The organism is Halomonas sp. 25-S5 (genome assembly GCF_029889845.1).
Lineage (GTDB): Bacteria > Pseudomonadota > Gammaproteobacteria > Pseudomonadales > Halomonadaceae > Halomonas.
In genome coordinates this window covers 101,146-117,888 of record NZ_JARANV010000011.1, presented here as the reverse complement: position 1 = coordinate 117,888, position 16,743 = coordinate 101,146, and the positions used below count along the sequence as shown (strand labels likewise).

Genomic DNA, 16,743 nt, shown 5'->3' with positions numbered 1-16,743 from the left:
CGAACTCAGCAGTGAAACCGCTCAGCGCCGATGGTAGTGTGGGGCCTCCCCATGCGAGAGTAGGTCATCGTCAGGCACTTATTCTGAAACCCCGGCCATTGGTCGGGGTTTCGTCGTTCCGGGGGCCTCCCCATGGCGAGTAGCGGAGCGCCGCCCGGGCCTTCGTCAGGCACCTATCCCGAGAAGACCCCATGTTCGACAGAGCACGGGGTCTTTTCATTCCAGGAACCCCGGCTTCTAATGAAGCTGGGGTTTCCTCGTTTATGGCCGCCGTTCCGGCGAAGGTTCTTCGTACAGCTCGATCGGGGTGCCATCGGGGTCGGCCAGGAAGGTGAAGCGTGCGCCGGTCATCTCGTCGACCCGGACGGGTTCCGGCTGCGCGCCACGAGCCGTCAGCAGGTCGATGCAGGCCTCGAGGTCCGGGGTGGCCAGGGCGAGATGGCGTAGCCCGCAGGCTTCGGGGTAGCTGGGGCGTGGTGGCGGCGAGGGGAAGGAGAACAGCTCCAGCTGGATGCCCCCCGGGAGGCGCAGGTCCAGCTTGTGACTGTCACGCTCGGCTCGCCAGGTCTCCTGAATGATCTCGGCATCCATCACCTCGAGATAGAAGCGCCGGGCACGGGCATAGTCGGCGGTGATCAGCGCCACGTGATGGACCCTGGACAGGGGCAGGTGCGGACATTCCTTGACCATGGGGCGGCCCTAGCGGCACAGGCTTTCGAGCGCCTCGATGAGGCTGTCCATCTCGTCATCGGTGCCGATGGAGATCCGCAGGTGATCGCGCAGCACCTCGTTGTTGAAGTGGCGCACCAGCACGCCGCGTTCGCGCAGGCCCACGAAGAGCTGGGCGGCATCGAACTCCGGGTGGCTGACCAGCACGAAGTTGGTCTGCGAGGGCAGTACCTGGAAGCCCAGGCTCTCGAGTCGCCCCCGGGTGCGCTCGCGGGTGGTGATCACCGCCTCGCGGCAGGCCTCGAAGTGCTCGCGGTCCTTCAGGGAGGCGATGCCCAGGTCGCTGGCCAGGCTGTCGACGGGGTAGGAGTTGAAGGAGTCCTTGACCCGTTCCAGCCCCTCGATCAGCTCGCGGGAGCCCACCGCATAGCCGAGCCGCAGGCCGGCCAGGCTGCGGGACTTGGAGAAGGTGCCGGTGACCAGCAGGTTGGGGAAGCGTTCCACCAGCGGCACGGCACTCTCGCCGCCGAAGTCCACGTAGGCCTCGTCGACCAGCACCACCGCCTCGGAGACCCGCTCGAGCAGCCCGGCGATGGCCTCGCGTCCGTGACCATGGCCGGTGGGGGCATTGGGGTTGGCGAAGACCACGCCGCCGGTATCCTGGCCGAAGGCCTCGAGGTCGACGCGCCACTGGGAGTCGAGCGGGTGGTTGCGGCGCTCGATCTCATAGAGGCGGCAGTAGACCGGGTAGAAGCTGTAGGAGATGGCCGGCATCTCCAGTGGCCGCCCCTGGCGGAAGAAGGCCTGGAAGGCCAGGGCGAGCACCTCGTCGGAGCCGTTGCCGACGAACACCTGCTCCGTCGCTACCCCGAGCTCCGCTGCCAGGGCCTCGCGCAGGGCGCGGGATTCCGGGTCCGGATAGCGCCGCAGGTGGTCGGCGGGGAAGTCGCGCAGGGCGGCCTCGACGCCGGGGGCCGGCGGATAGGGGTTCTCGTTGGTGTTCAGCTTGATCAGGCGCTCGCGGGGCTGCTCGCCCGGGACATAGGGGGTCAGCTCGCGAACGGCGGGGCTCCAGAACTTGCTCATGGTCACTCGCTCGGGGGATTGGACTTTGGTCATGGTGACCCGAGCAGCGTGACCGCGCAAGCCACGACCATGCTAGTCTCGAGGGCCGCCATCGATCATTCGCTGCCTATGGACCCATGCAATGACCGCCCAGATCCTCGCCACCCTGCTGCCCGTCTTCCTGATCGCCGGCTGTGGGACCTTCTACGGCCGCTTCCGCACGCCGGACATCCGCGGCCTGAACACCCTCAACATGGAACTCTTCGTGCCCATGCTGGTGTTCGCCGTGCTCGCCGACCGCCAGGCGCCCCTGGCGGATTACGCGAGCCTGGCCCTGGCGGGGGCCGTGGTGGTGCTGGGGTCGGGGCTCGTGCTCTGGCCGGTGGCGAAGTGGCTGAAGCTCGAGACCAAGACCTTCCTGCCGCCGATGATGTTCAACAACTCCGGCAACATGGGGATCCCCCTGCTCGTGCTGGCCTTCGGCGAGAAGGCCCTGCCGGCGGCGGTGGTGCTGTTCATCATCGAGATGCTGCTGCACTTCTCGGTGGGGCTCTACATGCTCAGCCCGCACACCCCCCTGTGGCGGCTGCTGCGCATGCCCATCGTGCTGGCGAGCCTGGCGGGCCTCGCCATCAACCTGGGCGGCGTGCCCCTGCCGGGCTGGTTCCTGGAGGCTCTGCACATGCTGGGCGGGGTCTGCATCCCGCTGATGCTCTTCGCCCTGGGCGTGAGGATGCTGGACATCGACTTCGGCGACTGGAAGACCGGTCTGCTCGGGGCGGTGCTCTGCCCGCTCTCCGGACTGGTGCTGGCCGTGCCGCTGATCTGGTGGCTCGACCTCTCGGGCCTGCAGGCGGCGGCCCTCTGGGTGTTTGCCGCCCTGCCGCCGGCCGTGTTGAACTACCTGGTGGCCGAGCAGTATCGCCAGGAGCCGCACAAAGTGGCCTCGCTGGTGCTGATCGGCAACCTGGGCAGCCTAGTGGTCATGCCGCTGGTGCTGGCACTGATCTTCACCCATGTCTATCCGCTGGCCTGATGCAGGGCGGGGAGGCTGTCCGCTGAGGACACGAGAGGTTATGCTGTCACTCAGGCTGCCGTGCTTCACGGCGTCATGCCCATTGGTTAGGAGGACACAAATGCAAATCAGGACCTTGCTGGCCGGCACCGCCCTGGCCGCCCTGTTGGCCGGCTGCGCCGCCGGACCCACCGACCAGGCCGCCGCCCCGGAGATGGAAGCGACCACGGCGACCTACCAGGGAACCCTGCCGTGTCGCAACTGCGACGGCATCGACCTGAACGTGACCCTGAACGGCGAGGAGCAGGGAGTGGCCGAGGAACGCACCTTCGACCTCGAGGCCTCGTATCGGGCGCACCCGCAGAATCCGCCGGACGAGAACTACGCGGGCAACTGGGAAGTCCTCGAAGGCACGGAGCAGGACCCCACCGCCACCGTCTACGAGTTGACCCCCGATGGCGAAGGGCAGACCTACTACTTCCTGCGCGTCGATGGGCAGACCCTCGAGCTGATCGACCCCAACCTGCGTCGTTTCCAGAACAGCGAGATGCTGCAGCTCAAGCGCCTGTAGACGTCTGAATGCGCAGTAGCGGGGCGGCCCTCAGGGTCGCCCCTTGTCGTTGCGGGCATGCCATCGGCACCAGGCCCGTGGCGGGTAGAATGATGGCCTTGACCGTGGGAGAGAGTGCCGCATGGCCAAAGCGAAGAGCGCCTTCGTCTGCACCGAGTGTGGTGCCGAGTACCGCAAGTGGCAGGGGCAGTGCAGCAGCTGCCGGGAGTGGAACACCCTGAGCGAGGTCCGTCTCTCGGCGGCGCGCCCCGGTGCTGCCACGGGCGCCACCTCGACAGTGCGCGGCGGCTACGCCGGCGGCCTGTCCCGCGAGGTGGTCGACCTGGCCAGCGTCGACCTCAGCGAGGTGCCCAGGCTTTCCTCCACCTTCGCGGAGTTCGACCGGGTGCTGGGCGGCGGCCTGGTGCCGGGCTCGGCGGTGCTGCTCGGGGGGAACCCCGGGGCCGGCAAGTCGACCCTGCTGCTGCAGACCGCCTGCAAGCTGGCCCAGTCTCGCCGGGTGGTCTACGTCACCGGCGAGGAGTCGCTCTCCCAGGTGGCGATGCGCGCCCACCGTCTGCAGCTGCCGGTGCAGGGCCTGAAGATGCTGGCCGAGACCAGCATCGAGACCATCCTCGCCGTGGCCGAGCGTGAGCGTCCCGAGATCCTGATCATCGACTCCATCCAGACCATGCACCTGGAGGACATCGCCTCGGCGCCCGGTGGGGTGGCCCAGGTGCGTGAGTCCGCCGCGTCCCTGACGCGTTTTGCCAAGCAGAGCAATACCGTGCTGATGCTGGTGGGGCACGTCACCAAGGACGGCAGCCTGGCCGGCCCCAAGGTGCTGGAGCACATGATCGATGCCTCGCTGTTGCTCGAGGGCGGGGCGGACTCGCGCTTTCGCACTCTTCGGGGGCAGAAGAACCGTTTCGGCGCGGTCAACGAGCTCGGTGTGTTCGCCATGCTCGAGCACGGCCTCAAGGAGGTGAAGAACCCTAGCGCCATCTTCCTCTCGCGCAACGAGGAGCAGAGTGCCGGCAGCCTGGTGATGGTGGTCTGGGAGGGCACCCGGCCGATTCTGGTGGAGGTCCAGGCGCTGCTCGACGAGTCGGCGCTGGGCAATCCGCGCCGCGTCGCCGTGGGCCTCGACCCGAACCGCCTGGCCATGCTGCTGGCGGTGCTGCACCGCCATGGGGGGCTATTCACCGGGGACCAGGACGTCTTTCTCAACGTGGTCGGCGGGGTCAAGGTGCTGGAGACCAGCGCCGACCTCGCGGTGCTGCTGGCGGTAGTCTCCAGCCTGCAGAACCGGCCGCTCCCCCGGGAGCTGGTGGTGTTCGGCGAGGTGGGACTCTCCGGCGAGATCCGCCCGGTACCCAGCGGCCAGGAGCGCATCGTCGAAGCGGCCAAGCACGGCTTCAAGCGGGCCATCGTGCCCCGCGGCAATGCCCCCAAGCGCTCGCCCGAGGGCATGGAGGTGGTCGCCGTGGACAAGCTCGCCGAGGCCCTCGATGCCCTCTAGGTCCGGCACTCTGATGTAGAATGCGGGTAGTGAATGCCAAGGAGAACGAGATGAGCGCCATCCGCCTGACCCAGTACAGCCACGGCGCCGGCTGCGGCTGCAAGATCGCCCCCGACGTGCTAGATAGTATCCTCGCCAAGGCCGGCCCCGGGGCCAGCCACTCGCGGCTGATTGTTGGCAACCAGGGGCGCGAGGACGCCGCCGTCTACGACCTGGGCGACGGTCGCGGCATGATCGCCACCACTGACTTCTTCATGCCGATCGTCGACGACCCCTTTGATTTCGGCCGCATCGCGGCGATCAATGCCATCAGCGACGTCTATGCCATGGGCGGCAAGCCGGTGCTGGCATTGGGCATCCTCGGCTGGCCGCTGGACACGCTCGGCGCCGACATCGCCGGCGACGTGGTAGCCGGTGCCCAGGCGGTGTGTCGCGAACTGGGCGTGGCGCTGGCCGGCGGTCACTCCATCGATGCCCCCGAGCCGATCTTCGGCCTGGCGGTCAACGGCCTCGTCGACCTCGAGCATCTAAAGCTCAACAAGGGTGCCAAGCCCGGCGACCTGCTGTTCCTCACCAAGCCGCTGGGGGTGGGCCTGCTGACCACGGCCGAGAAGCAGGGGCTGATCGAGCCCGGCCATCAGGGCCTGGCGCGTGAGACCATGCTCAAGTCCAATGCCATCGGCATGGAGCTTGCGAAGGTCAAGGGCGTGCATGCCATGACCGACGTCACCGGCTTCGGCCTGGCCGGACACCTCGCCGAGATCTGCGCGGCCAGCGGCGTGGCCGCCCGGATCAACTTCCGCCGCCTGCCGCGGCTCGCCGAGGCCGAGGCCTATCGCCGCAAGGGCGCGGTGCCTGGCGGCACCCGTCGCAACCGCGAGGCGCTGGGCGAGAGCCTGCCGCAGATGGACGAGGCCCACTGGCAGTGGCTCTGCGACCCGCAGACCTCCGGTGGCCTGCTGCTCTCGGTGCACCCCTCCTGGGAGGATGATGTGGAACGCATCGGCCGCCAGCACGGCATCGAGCTCGTGCCCTTCGGCGAGGTCGTCAAGGCCAGCGGGCCGGCGCTGATCGAGGTGCGTGGATGAGCCTGCCGCTGGTCGAGCCCGACCTCGCCCTGCTGCGGGAAGGGCGCGTGCTGATCGATGTCCGCGCGCCGGTGGAGTTCGCCCAGGGGTCGCTGCCCGGCGCCGTCAATCTGCCGCTGATGGACGACGAGGAGCGCCACCTCGTGGGGATCGCCTACAAGGCGCATGGCCAGGACGCGGCCATCGCCCTGGGCGAGCGGCTGGTCAGCGGTGGCCTCAAGGCGTCCCGGGTCGCCGCCTGGCAGCGGCTCCTCGCGGCGCATCCCGATGCCGTCATCTACTGCTTCCGCGGCGGGTTGCGCTCGCGGACCGCCCAGCAGTGGCTGGCCGAGTCCGGCATCACCCGTCCGCGTATCCGCGGCGGCTGGAAGGCGATGCGCCAGGCCCTCTGCGCGCGCATCGACGCGGCGGCCGAGCAGCCTCAGCTGGTGGTGGGCGGCCTCACCGGCTGTGCCAAGACGCCGCTGATTCTGGCGCTGGGCAATGGCCTCGACCTGGAGGGCTGTGCCCGCCACAAGGGCTCGGCCTTCGGGCGCCACCCGCTGCCGGCGCCCAGCCAGATCGACTTCGAGCATGCCATGGGGCGTCGACTGCTGGAGCTGCCCGGGCCGGTGGTGGTGGAGGACGAGTCCCGCCGCATCGGGGCGGCCAACATCCCGCTGCGCTTCTGGGAGGGCATGGTGCCGGCACCGCGTATCCGCATCGAGATGCCCCTGGACTGGCGGTTGGCGCAGATCCGCAAGGACTACATCGACGACCTGTGGGAGGTCCATCGCCGGCAGTTCGGCGACTGGCTGGGCTGGGCGCTGATGCGCAAGCAGCTCACCACCGCCCTGAGCCGGCTGAGGAAGCGCCTGGGCAGCGAGCGTCTGGCGCGCCTGCAGCGCCTGCAGGCGCTCGCCTTCCGCGAGCATGAGCGGGGCAACCGCCAGGCCCATGAGGCCTGGCTGGCCCCGCTGCTGACCGAATACTATGACCCGCTCTATCGCCATCAGCTGGAGAAGCACCCCGAGCGCCACTTTCTCCACGTCGGCGACTGGGAGAGCTGTCTGCGGGTCGCCAGGGAGTGGTCGGCCGAGGCGCGCCGGGACGGCCGGCCGCAGCCTCAGTCGGCCTGAGCCGTCATGCCGCGGCGGTGCTGCCCAGCCACTGGCTGAGCAGGCGGTCGAGCAGCGGGGCCAGCCGGTCGAAGCGCCTCGGGTCGTCGAGCATCGCCGCCCGGTCCTGGGCATGGGAGCTGGTCTCGCTGCCCTCGGGCGGCGCCTGATGGTCAAGCAGCGCCCGCACGCTGTCGGTGGTCGTTTCCAGGTGGCAGAGCAGTGCCACCACCCGGCCGTCGTCCCAGGTGAAGCCCTGCAACGGGCTGGCCTGGCTGCGGCCCAGCGCCAGGGCATCGTCGGGCAGGGCGAAGACCTCGCGGTGCCACATGAAGGCCTCGAAGGTATCGGGCAGGTCGACGGGGCTCAGCGGGGCGAGGTCCACCCGGTGCCAGCCGGTCTCGGCCACGGTGCCGCGGGCCACCACCGCCCCCAGCGCCTCGGCGATCAGGCGGGCACCGAAGCCGATTCCCAGCAGCGGCTTGTTGGCATCCAGCGCCCGGTGGATCAGCTTGCGCTCGCCCCTGAGCCAGGGGCATTGGCCATCCTCGAGGCTGCCCTCGGGGCCGTCGAGCACGATCAGCGCATCGCCATCGGCCAGCCGCGGCGGCAGTTCCCCCGCATCGAGGTGGAAGACGGTGAAGCTGTGCCCCATGCTGGCAAGCCAGTCGGCGATGCGGGCCGGTCCCTGGTGGAGGCTGTGCTGGAGAAGGTGAACGTGCATGCGGGCCTCGCCTTGATGGAATGCCGAGTGACGGACGGGACGGAGCGCAAGGGTACATGAAGCCGGAGCTGCGGGAACAGATACTGACCATCCTGGCCGAGATCCCGCCCGGCCGGGTGACCAGCTACGGGCGCATTGCCGCGATGACCGATGGTGGCACCCCGCGCCTGGTGGCACGGGCCCTGCGCGAGCTGCCCGCCGGCCACGGCCTGCCCTGGTTCCGGGTGATCACCGCCTCCCGCAAGCTGGCCGATCACGGCGGGGCCGAGGAGCAGCGTCGGCGACTGGTCGCCGAAGGCGTGCTCTTCGATCCCCGTGGGCGCGCCCCGGCGGAGCTTCTATGGCCTTGATCTGCGAAACTTCAGCGGGGCTGGTTCGGCGACAGGCCTGTGGGGAGGCGCTGTGAACCCATCCCTGGGCGCTACCGACGCCATCCCTGGCGTAGGACCTCCCCTCCGGCCTGCCCCCGACGCCCCTTGCCATCCATCGAACATTCGGACAACAGGATCCCAAGGAGACTCCATGAGCGGCTTCTTCCAGCGCCTGCAGCAGCTCGACCCGCGCCGCCAGCAGGCCTTCATGGCGGCGCTCTGCGAGCGGCTGTTGCCCAACTACAGCCTCTATGCCGCCACCACCGGCGTGGGCGATCCCCACGGCCTGCGGGTGATCCTGGACCTGGTCTGGGAGCAGCTGGCGGTCAGGGAAGCACGCATCGACTTCGACCGCCAGGCCGAGAAGCTTGCCGCGCTGGAGCCCCCCGCCGAGGACGACAGCTTCGGGGCCCGGCGTGCCCTGGAGGCGGTGGTGGCGCTCTCGGCGCTGCTCGACATCCTGCGGGGCGAGGCCCCGGAGGCGGTACTGGAGGTCAGCCGGGCCTCGCGCAGCGGGGTACGCGCCTATATCGAGCTCACCGAAGGTGAGGAAGACGCCGCGCGGCTGGGCGAGCTGGTGCGCGACCATCCGCTGATGGCGGACGAGAACGACTTCCAGGACGCGGTGCTCGAGGCCCTGGAGGCGGGACCGCTTGATCGCGAGGCGCTCAAGGCGCTGCGCCGCCTGGGGCGCAACGATGGCATCAGCAACCTGGGCCTCTCCGCCGAGGAGTAGGCCCAGGCCGGCCGGAAGGCAAGGGGCTCGCCAAATGGCGAGCTCGTCGTTTGTTTACAGCCGCATCTCGATCCCCCGCTCGGCCATGTAGCGCTTGGCCTCGGGAATGGTGTACTCGCTGAAGTGGAAGATGCTGGCCGCCAGCACCGCATCGGCACCACCCTCGATGACGCCCTCGACCAGGTGGTCGAGGGTGCCGACCCCGCCGGAGGCGATCACCGGTACGCTCACCGCGTCCGCGATGGCGCGGGTCACGCCCAGGTCGAAACCGACCTTGGTGCCGTCGCGGTCCATGCTGGTCAGCAGCAGCTCGCCGGCGCCGTAGGCCACCATCTTCTTGGCCCATTCCACGGCATCCAGTCCGGTGGGACGGCGTCCGCCATGGGTGAAGATCTCCCAGCGCTCCGGCTCGCCTTCCCCGGAGACCTTCTTGGCGTCGATGGCCACCACGATGCACTGGCTGCCGAAGCGCTCGGCGGCCTCGTGCACGAAATCGGGGTTGGTCACCGCGGCGGTGTTGATCGAGACCTTGTCGGCGCCGGCGTTGAGCATGGTGCGGATGTCGTCGCAGCTGCGGATGCCGCCGCCCACGGTGAGCGGGATGAACACCTCGCCGGCGATGCGCTCGACCATCCCCACCGTGGTGTCGCGGTCCTCGTGGCTCGCCGTGATGTCGAGGAAGGTGATCTCGTCGGCGCCCTGCTGGTTGTAGCGCTGGGCGATCTCCACCGGGTCACCCGCGTCGCGGATGCCGATGAAGTTGACGCCCTTGACCACGCGGCCGGCGTCGACGTCCAGGCACGGAATAATGCGCTTGGCGAGTCCCATGGATCAGTTCCCCTTCTGGCTGAGTTCGTCGCACAGCCGCTGCGCCTCGGCGACGTCGAGGCTGCCCTCGTAGATGGCGCGCCCGGTGATGGCGCCCAGGATGCCGGGTTCGCCGGCCGCGATCAGGGCGCGCAGGTCGTCGAGGTCGGTCACCCCGCCGGAGGCGATCACCGGCAGGCCCCCCTCGCGGGCAAGCTGAGCGGTGGCCTCGACGTTGACGCCCTGCATCATGCCGTCGCGGGCGATATCGGTGTAGACGATGCTGGAGACGCCATCGTCGGCGAAGCGCTTGGCCAGGTCCACGGCCTTGACCTCGGAGACCTCGGCCCAGCCGTCGGTGGCCACGAAGCCATCCCGGGCGTCCAGGCCGACGATCACGTGGCCGGGGAAGGCCCGGCACATTTCGCCGACGAAGGCCGGCTCCTTGACCGCCTGGGTGCCGATGATCACGTAGGAGACCCCGGCCTCGAGGTAGTGCTCGATGGTCTCGGCGCTGCGGATGCCGCCGCCGATCTGGATGGGCAGGTCGGGGTAGGCCCGGGCGATGGCGGTGACCGCATCAAAGTTGACCGGCGCGCCCTCGAAGGCACCGTTGAGGTCGACCAGGTGCAGGCGCCGGGCGCCGGCCTCGACCCAGCGGGCGGCCATGGCCACCGGGTCGTCACCGTAGGTGGTGGCGTCGTCCATGCGGCCCTGCTTGAGGCGGACGCACTCGCCGTCCTTGAGGTCGATGGCGGGAATTACCAGCATGTCAGTGTCCTCGGTTGGCCCAGCCGCGGGCGCCTGCAGAAAGTAAAGAGGGGCGCGGCGGCGGGCGCCTGTAGAGTGTGGCGCGGCCGCGGGCGCCTGTGCCTGTAGAGTGTGGCGCGGCCGCGGGCGCCTGTGCCTGTAGAGTGTGGCGCCGCTCAGGGCGTCCACTGCACGAAGTTTTCCAGCAGCTTGAGGCCGGCCCGGGAGCTCTTCTCCGGGTGGAACTGCACGGCGAAGGTGGCATCGCGGCCGATGGCCACATGGGCATTCACCCGACCGTAGTCGGTGGTGCCGAAGACCGTGGCGTCGTCCGCGGCGTCGACATAGTAGCTGTGCACGAAGTAGAAGTGCTCGTCCTGGTCGATGCCCGCCCACAGGGGATGGTCGTGGTGCTGGTGCACCAGGTTCCAGCCCATGTGGGGCACCTTGAGGCGGTTGTCCCGGTCATCGCGCATGTCGGTCGGGAACTTCCTCACCTCGCCGTGCAGGAAGCCCAGGCAGCCGATGCCGCCGTTCTCCTCGCTGTGGTCGAGCAGCATCTGCTGGCCGACGCAGATGCCCAGCAGCGGCTTGGCCTGGCGGGCGAGCAGTTCCTCGACCAGGCCACGCAGCTCGGTCTTCTCGAGCTCACCCATGCAGTCGCGGATGGCGCCCTGGCCGGGCAACACCAGGCGGGTGGCGCCGCGGATGCGACGGGCATCCCGCGTCACGATCACGTTCTCGTGGGTGACGTGTTCCAGTGCCTTGGCGACGGAATGCAGGTTGCCCATCCCGTAGTCGATGACGGCAATGGTCATGGAGCGCTCCTCGTGTGATCGTTCGGCGGCCTCAGAGGCTGCCCTTGGTGGACGGCATCTGGCCGGCCATGCGCGGGTCCGGCGCCACGGCCATGCGCAGCGCGCGGCCGAAGGCCTTGAAGATGGTTTCCGCCTGGTGGTGGGCGTTGAAGCCCTTCAGGTTGTCGATGTGCAGGGTCACCCGGGCATGGTTGACGAAGCCCTGGAAGAACTCCCAGAACAGCTGGGTATCCAGGCGGCCGATGCTGGCGCGGGTGAACTCGACATCCATGAACAGCCCCGGGCGGCCGGAGAAATCCACCACCACCCGCGACAGGGCCTCGTCCAGGGGCACGTAGGCATGGCCGTAGCGGTAGATGCCGCACTTGTCGCCGATCGCCTGGTGGAAGGCCTGGCCCAGGGTGATGCCGAGGTCCTCGACGGTATGGTGGTCATCGATGTGCAGGTCGCCCAGCGCCTCGATGTCGAGGTCGATCAGGCCGTGGCGGGCCACCTGGTCGAGCATGTGGTCGAGGAAGGGCACGCCGGTCTCGCAGGCCAGGCGTCCCGCGCCGTCGAGATTGAGGGTCACCGTGATCTGGGTTTCCCGGGTGTTGCGGGTGACCGTGGCGATACGCTCGGACATGTCGAGACTCCAGCGCCGGGGCGCGTGTCGAGATGGGCCGGTGGTAGCCACCGACCGGCAAGGCGGAAGGGCGTCGGGTGCTGTGCCTGACGCCGCGAGCCTGCCATTATAGTGAATCGCCTGCCCCATCCGCTACAATGCTGGCCATTACAGTGGTGGCGACCCCGCCGCCCCGGCTCAAGGAGAACCACGCATGCCGGTGACCCTTCAACAGGTCGACCAGGCCGCCTGGGAAGCGGATGCCCAGGTACGCCACGACCTCGCGCGCATCTACGCCGACGCTCCCACCGAGCGCCTGCCCCTGCCCGTGGACGATTTCATCCGTGACCACCTCGCGAGTGGCCACCTGTTCAGCTGCGCCCGCTTCAACGACCGGCTGCTGGGCGCCGTGGCGGTGAAGCCCGACCAGCACGCCTGGTGGCTGTCGAACCTCTGCGTGCGCAGCACGACCCGGCGTCGCGGCGTCGGCTCGCGGCTGCTGGCGCTGGTCAGCGAGAACGCCCATGCCGAGGGGCGTCGCCTTTATGCCGACTCCTCCCAGCTGCCGGTGGCCGACCAGATGTTGCTCACCCGGCTCGGCTATCGGCTCACCCAGGACGGCGACTACTTCGAACTCGACCTGTCACCACGGGGAGGCCAGCAATGAAGCGCCTGTTGCGGATCCTGCTCGCCGCCATCGGCGTGCTCGGCCTGGTGATGGTCGGCGCCGTGGTCTACGTCACCACCTTCTTCGACCCCAATGATCTCAAGCCGCGGCTGGTCGAGGTGGTGCGCGAACACAGCGGGCTGGAGCTGAGCCTGGATGGCTCCCTCTCCTGGTCCTTCTATCCTCGCCTGGGGGTGAGCGTGGAGAAGGCCGAGGCCCGTCTGCCGGACCAGGCGGAAGACTCGACGCCCTTCGCCGCCTTTTCCCACGCCGAGGTCAGCCTCGCCTTCACGCCGCTGCTGCGCGGCGAGATCGCCATCGACGGCCTGACCCTCGACGGCCTCTACCTCGACCTGCAGCGCGACGAACAGGGGGCAGGCAACTGGGAAGTGCTGCTCGAGCGGCTGGGCGAGAGCAGCGAGGAGGCCGAGGCCGCCCTGGCCCCGGCCAGTGCCGGGCCCGATCCCGACATCGACACCGGCCTCTCGGTGGCGCTCAACGTCGCCAGCGTGCAGGTCCGGGACGGTGAGGTGCGCTTCCGCGATGCCGTGGGCGACCGTGAGCTGCTCTTCGAGAACGTCCAGGTCAGCGGCAGCAACGTCAATCCCGGGCGGGCCTTCCCGGTCGCGTCCTCCTTCCGGCTGACGGCCCACGAGGGCCTCGACTGGCGGGAGCAGGAGCGTGAGCCGCGCCTGGTCAGCGAGATCTCCCTGAAGGGCCGGGTAGCCCTGGGCCTGGCGGAGGGCCGGCACGTGCTGGAAGGGCTGAGCCTGGAGACGGTCAACCGCCTCGCCGGCCTCGACAGCGAACAGAAGGTCAACCTCAAGGGTGCCCAGCTGGTGGTGAACGTCGGTGAAGGCAGCCTGCAGCTGGAGGAGGGGCAGCTCGACGCCAGCCTCAAGCATCCGCGCCTGGGCGAGAAGGTGGTGCCGCTGTCGCTGGCCTTCACCCTGGACGCCGACCTCGACGAGCAGAGCGCCCGCCTGCGCGACCTGGCGCTCACCGGCCCCGACGGCCTGGCGCTCAGGGGCAACCTCAATCTCAGCCAGCTCGCCGAGGCGCCGGCCTACACCGGCCAGCTGCGCCTGGCGCCGGTGTCGCTGCGGCCCTGGCTGGCGCGGCTCGACATGATGCCGGCCATGGCCGATGGCGAGGCGCTCTCCGACGTGGCGCTGACCAGCCCCGTCAGCGGCGACCTCGAAGGCTTCGAACTCGCCGGCCTGACCCTGGTGCTGGACGGCAGCACCTTCACCGGCCGCCTGGCGGGACAGTATGACGGCGAGCAGCTCGCCGCCGACCTGCAGGGCGACCGGCTCGACCTGGATGGCTACCTGCCGCCACCGGGGGTGGAGGGCGACGGCGCCTCGCTGTGGCGCCTGCCGGGCATCCGCCGGGCCCATGCCGCCGAGTCGGAGGGGCTGGTGCCGACGGAGTGGCTGTCTGCCCTCACGCTCGATGCCCACCTGGCCCTGGGTGAGCTGCGCCTGGCGGGGCTGGACTTCCAGGACGTCGACCTGACCCTCGAGGGGCGCGACGGTCGGCATCGCCTGGTCGCCTTCGAGTCGCGCTTCCACGATGGCCGCCTGGCCGCCGACGGCGCCCTCGACCTGCGCGAGACACCGGCGCGCTGGCAGCTGGCGCCCAAGGTCGAGCGGGTGCGCCTGGAGTCGCTGCTCGAGGCCCTCGGCAACGAGCCGGCGCCCCTGAGCGGGCGCTTCAGCGGCGAGGGCGAGCTCGCCACCCGCGGCAACACCCTGGTGGAGCTCAGGCGCCACCTGGGCGGCAACCTCGCCACCCGCGTCGAGGAGGGGACGATTCCCGGTGTCAACGTCTCCCGGGAGCTGTGCACCATGGCCGCCACCCTGGAGGGCGAGCAGCTCGACCGCGAGTGGCGCGACGAGACCCGCTTCGAGCGCATCCGGGCCACCCTGAGGCTGGACGAAGGCACCGCCAGGAGCGATGACCTGCTGGTCACGCTGCCCGGCATGGAGGTGGGCGGCAAGGGCGAGCTGGACCTGGTCAGCGAGCAGTTCGACCTGCGTGCCGCGGTTCGCCTGGTCAATGCCGAGAACGCCCCCTGCGAGGTCAACCGGCGCCTGGAGCGGGTACCGCTGCCGGTGCGCTGCGAGGGGCAGCTGGGCGGCGACAGCACCGAGTGGTGCCGCCTGGACCGCCAGGCCTTCCAGGGCACCCTGGCCGAGCTGCTGCGCGACGAGGCCTCGCAGCGTGCCGGCGAGGAGGTCGAGAAGCGCCTCGAGGGTGCTGCCGAGAAGATCGACAAGCGCCTGGGCGAGGAGGCCGGCAAGGAACTTCGCGATGCCCTGAAGGGTCTATTCGATTGAGCAACACGTATGACCAGTCCCTGCGCCGACTTCCCCAGTCGGCGCTTTTTTGTTCGCAGTGAGAGCCCCATGACGGACATGCCGCCAGCCATCCTGTCGCCGGAGCGCTTCCAGCAGCGCCTGCTCGCCTGGTTCGACGCCCACGGCCGCCACGACCTGCCCTGGCAGCACGAGCGCAGCCCCTACCGAGTGTGGGTCTCGGAGATCATGCTGCAGCAGACCCAGGTGGCCACGGTGATCCCCTACTTCGAGCGTTTCATGGCGCGCTTTCCCGACGTGGCCTCCCTGGCGGCGGCCAACCAGGACGAGGTGCTGCACCTGTGGACCGGGCTCGGCTACTACGCCCGGGGGCGCAACCTCCACAAGGCCGCCAGGGTGGTGGTCGATGAGCATGGCGGGACGTTTCCCGTCCACAGCCTCGACGAGATGGCGGCGCTGCCCGGCATCGGCCGCTCCACGGCCGGGGCAATCATCGCCCAGAGCACCGGGCGGCGCGCGGTGATCCTCGACGGCAACGTCAAGCGGGTCCTCACGCGCCTGCACGCCGTGGAGGGCTGGTCGGGACGGCCGGCGGTGGAGCGCCGGCTGTGGGCCCTGGCCGAGCACTACACGCCCGATGAGCGCCTGGTTGACTTCACCCAGGCGATGATGGACCTGGGCGCGACCCTCTGCCGGCGCGGCACCCCCGACTGCGCGCGCTGCCCCTTCGCCGATGTCTGCGTGGCCCACGCCCGCGGCGAGGAGAAGCGCTTCCCCGAGTCCAAGCCGCGCAAGGCCCTGCCTACGCGCACCACCGTGATGCTGCTCCTGCAGGACCGGGAGGGGCGCGTGCTGCTCGAGCAGCGCCCCTCCAGCGGCCTGTGGGGTGGGCTCTGGAGCCTGCCCCAGTTCGACGATGCCGAGGGGCTTCAGGCCTGGCTGGACGCCCGGGCGCCGGGCAGCGCGCTCGAGCCCGCCTGGACGCCCTTCACCCATGTCTTCAGCCACTTCCGCCTCGAGATCACCCCGCAGCCGGCACGGATCGGCCGGCTTGACGCGGTGGACGAGGCGCGCTGCTGGTACGATCCCTCTGATCCCGCCAGCATCGGCCTGGCGGCCCCGGTCAAGGCGCTGCTGGCGTCCCTGGCGCCCTTCGCGCTGACCACCACCGCCGGGCCCTGACACCCGCACGAGGAGAAAACCGATGAGCCAGACCGTCTTCTGTCGCAAGTACCAGAAGGAAATGGACGCCCTGCCATTCCCGCCGCTGCCCGGCAAGAAGGGCCAGGAGATACAGGCCAGCGTTTCCCGCCAGGCCTGGGAGGAGTGGCAGGCGCTGCAGACTCGCCTGATCAACGAGAAGCACCTCAACATGCTCGATGCCGCCTCGCGGGAGTACCTGATGGAGCAGATGGAACGCTTCCTCGACAACCGCGAGACCGACCAGGCCGAGGGCTATGTTCCCCGGGGCGAGTAGCCCGCCCGTGCCGCCGATCCCCGGCCATCTTTCTGAAACGGAAGGGGTTGACGGAAACGGCCCGCTGGGGTTTAATACGCACCGTTGGCAGCGGCCAGATAGCTCAGTCGGTAGAGCAGGGGATTGAAAATCCCCGTGTCGGCGGTTCGATTCCGTCTCTGGCCACCAATCTGCTGGGGTATAGCCAAGTGGTAAGGCACCGGTTTTTGGTATCGGCATTCCCAGGTTCGAATCCTGGTACCCCAGCCACGCCAACCCTGTTTCCGATTCTGTGACTCGAGTCGGTTCCCGAGCCGGCATAGCTCAGTTGGTAGAGCAACTGACTTGTAATCAGTAGGTCGCGGGTTCGACTCCTGCTGCCGGCACCATAAAGAAATTCGGGCAAATCAGAGAGTTGCAGCACATGAAGGCCGCCCATAGAGGCGGTTTTTTCGTGTGTACGTAAAGTTCGACGTAAAATTC

Annotated in this window: 18 protein-coding genes and 3 tRNA genes; 14 read left to right on the top strand and 7 right to left on the bottom strand. The window is 69.1% G+C overall.

The features are described 5' to 3' along the window. Positions 1 to 261: 261 nt before the first annotated feature. Both OP498_RS10005 and hisC read right to left on the bottom strand, forming a co-directional pair. Positions 262 to 690 carry a VOC family protein gene (locus OP498_RS10005; RefSeq protein WP_280547671.1) on the bottom strand — a complete coding sequence of 143 codons (429 nt, stop codon included), beginning with the start codon at positions 688 to 690 and terminating at the stop codon, positions 262 to 264. Between the two features lie 9 nt (positions 691 to 699). Beyond that, positions 700 to 1,755: a histidinol-phosphate transaminase gene (gene hisC, locus OP498_RS10000; protein ID WP_280547672.1), complete on the bottom strand. Its 1,056-nt coding sequence runs from the start codon at positions 1,753 to 1,755 to the stop codon at positions 700 to 702. 121 nt (positions 1,756 to 1,876) lie between these two features. On the opposite strand from hisC, the gene OP498_RS09995 reads away from it, so the two are divergent. The 5 genes from OP498_RS09995 (at position 1,877) to mnmH (ending at position 7,027) form a co-directional block, all read left to right on the top strand. Continuing rightward, on the top strand, positions 1,877 to 2,770 hold the full coding sequence (locus OP498_RS09995) for an AEC family transporter (protein WP_280553414.1): 894 nt from the start codon (positions 1,877 to 1,879) through the stop codon (positions 2,768 to 2,770). Positions 2,771 to 2,870: 100 nt separating this feature from the next. Beyond that, positions 2,871 to 3,320 carry a copper resistance protein NlpE N-terminal domain-containing protein gene (locus tag OP498_RS09990; RefSeq protein WP_280547674.1) on the top strand — a complete coding sequence of 150 codons (450 nt, stop codon included), beginning with the start codon at positions 2,871 to 2,873 and terminating at the stop codon, positions 3,318 to 3,320. Between the two features lie 121 nt (positions 3,321 to 3,441). Beyond that, positions 3,442 to 4,821, top strand: coding sequence for a DNA repair protein RadA (gene radA / locus OP498_RS09985; RefSeq protein WP_280553413.1), 1,380 nt, complete (start codon positions 3,442 to 3,444; stop codon positions 4,819 to 4,821). A gap of 50 nt (positions 4,822 to 4,871) precedes the next feature. Then, entirely contained in the window at positions 4,872 to 5,909 is a 1,038-nt protein-coding gene (gene selD, locus OP498_RS09980; protein WP_280553412.1) for a selenide, water dikinase SelD, read from the top strand. Next, positions 5,906 to 7,027 (top strand): tRNA 2-selenouridine(34) synthase MnmH, encoded by a 1,122-nt coding sequence (gene mnmH, locus OP498_RS09975; RefSeq protein WP_280553410.1) that lies wholly within the window; start codon positions 5,906 to 5,908, stop codon positions 7,025 to 7,027. Before selD ends, mnmH begins: the two co-directional genes overlap by 4 nt. Before the next feature lie 4 nt (positions 7,028 to 7,031). Here the strand turns inward: mnmH and OP498_RS09970 are convergent, their stop codons facing one another. Further along, a complete protein-coding gene (locus OP498_RS09970) occupies positions 7,032 to 7,730 on the bottom strand; it encodes a type 1 glutamine amidotransferase (protein WP_280553409.1) in 699 nt (232 codons plus the stop codon). A 56-nt stretch (positions 7,731 to 7,786) separates the two neighbouring features. Between OP498_RS09970 and OP498_RS09965 the strand changes: the two genes are divergently transcribed. Then, positions 7,787 to 8,080 (top strand): MGMT family protein, encoded by a 294-nt coding sequence (locus OP498_RS09965; protein ID WP_280553408.1) that lies wholly within the window; start codon positions 7,787 to 7,789, stop codon positions 8,078 to 8,080. Between the two features lie 172 nt (positions 8,081 to 8,252). Beyond that, positions 8,253 to 8,837, top strand: coding sequence for a YjaG family protein (locus OP498_RS09960; protein WP_280553407.1), 585 nt, complete (start codon positions 8,253 to 8,255; stop codon positions 8,835 to 8,837). A gap of 54 nt (positions 8,838 to 8,891) precedes the next feature. On the opposite strand, the gene hisF is transcribed toward OP498_RS09960, so the two are convergent. The 4 genes from hisF to hisB all read right to left on the bottom strand — a co-directional run bounded on the left by hisF (position 8,892) and on the right by hisB (position 11,837). Next, positions 8,892 to 9,665 (bottom strand): imidazole glycerol phosphate synthase subunit HisF, encoded by a 774-nt coding sequence (hisF, locus tag OP498_RS09955; RefSeq protein ID WP_280553406.1) that lies wholly within the window; start codon positions 9,663 to 9,665, stop codon positions 8,892 to 8,894. Between the two features lie 3 nt (positions 9,666 to 9,668). After that, positions 9,669 to 10,415: a 1-(5-phosphoribosyl)-5-[(5-phosphoribosylamino)methylideneamino]imidazole-4-carboxamide isomerase gene (hisA, locus tag OP498_RS09950; RefSeq protein WP_280553405.1), complete on the bottom strand. Its 747-nt coding sequence runs from the start codon at positions 10,413 to 10,415 to the stop codon at positions 9,669 to 9,671. Positions 10,416 to 10,570: 155 nt separating this feature from the next. Further along, a complete protein-coding gene (gene hisH / locus OP498_RS09945; RefSeq protein WP_280547683.1) occupies positions 10,571 to 11,212 on the bottom strand; it encodes an imidazole glycerol phosphate synthase subunit HisH in 642 nt (213 codons plus the stop codon). Positions 11,213 to 11,243: 31 nt separating this feature from the next. After that, positions 11,244 to 11,837, bottom strand: coding sequence for an imidazoleglycerol-phosphate dehydratase HisB (gene hisB, locus OP498_RS09940; protein ID WP_280547684.1), 594 nt, complete (start codon positions 11,835 to 11,837; stop codon positions 11,244 to 11,246). A 193-nt stretch (positions 11,838 to 12,030) separates the two neighbouring features. Here hisB and OP498_RS09935 point away from each other — a divergent pair, with 193 nt between their 5' ends. The 7 genes from OP498_RS09935 (at position 12,031) to OP498_RS09905 (ending at position 16,649) form a co-directional block, all read left to right on the top strand. Beyond that, a complete protein-coding gene (locus OP498_RS09935) occupies positions 12,031 to 12,483 on the top strand; it encodes an acetyl-CoA sensor PanZ family protein (RefSeq protein WP_280547685.1) in 453 nt (150 codons plus the stop codon). Further along, positions 12,480 to 14,825, top strand: a complete 2,346-nt coding sequence (locus tag OP498_RS09930) for an AsmA family protein (RefSeq protein WP_280553403.1) — start codon at positions 12,480 to 12,482, stop codon at positions 14,823 to 14,825. Before OP498_RS09935 ends, OP498_RS09930 begins: the two co-directional genes overlap by 4 nt. 69 nt (positions 14,826 to 14,894) lie before the next feature. Next, positions 14,895 to 15,986, top strand: coding sequence for an A/G-specific adenine glycosylase (mutY, locus tag OP498_RS09925; RefSeq protein ID WP_280553401.1), 1,092 nt, complete (start codon positions 14,895 to 14,897; stop codon positions 15,984 to 15,986). A gap of 22 nt (positions 15,987 to 16,008) precedes the next feature. Beyond that, positions 16,009 to 16,281, top strand: a complete 273-nt coding sequence (locus OP498_RS09920) for an oxidative damage protection protein (RefSeq protein ID WP_250063664.1) — start codon at positions 16,009 to 16,011, stop codon at positions 16,279 to 16,281. Positions 16,282 to 16,373: 92 nt separating this feature from the next. Further along, positions 16,374 to 16,449 (top strand) — tRNA-Phe (locus OP498_RS09915). Positions 16,450 to 16,455: 6 nt separating this feature from the next. Continuing rightward, positions 16,456 to 16,530, top strand: a tRNA-Gln gene (locus tag OP498_RS09910). Between the two features lie 43 nt (positions 16,531 to 16,573). After that, positions 16,574 to 16,649: transfer RNA gene (locus OP498_RS09905), tRNA-Thr, on the top strand. Positions 16,650 to 16,743 lie beyond the last annotated feature (94 nt).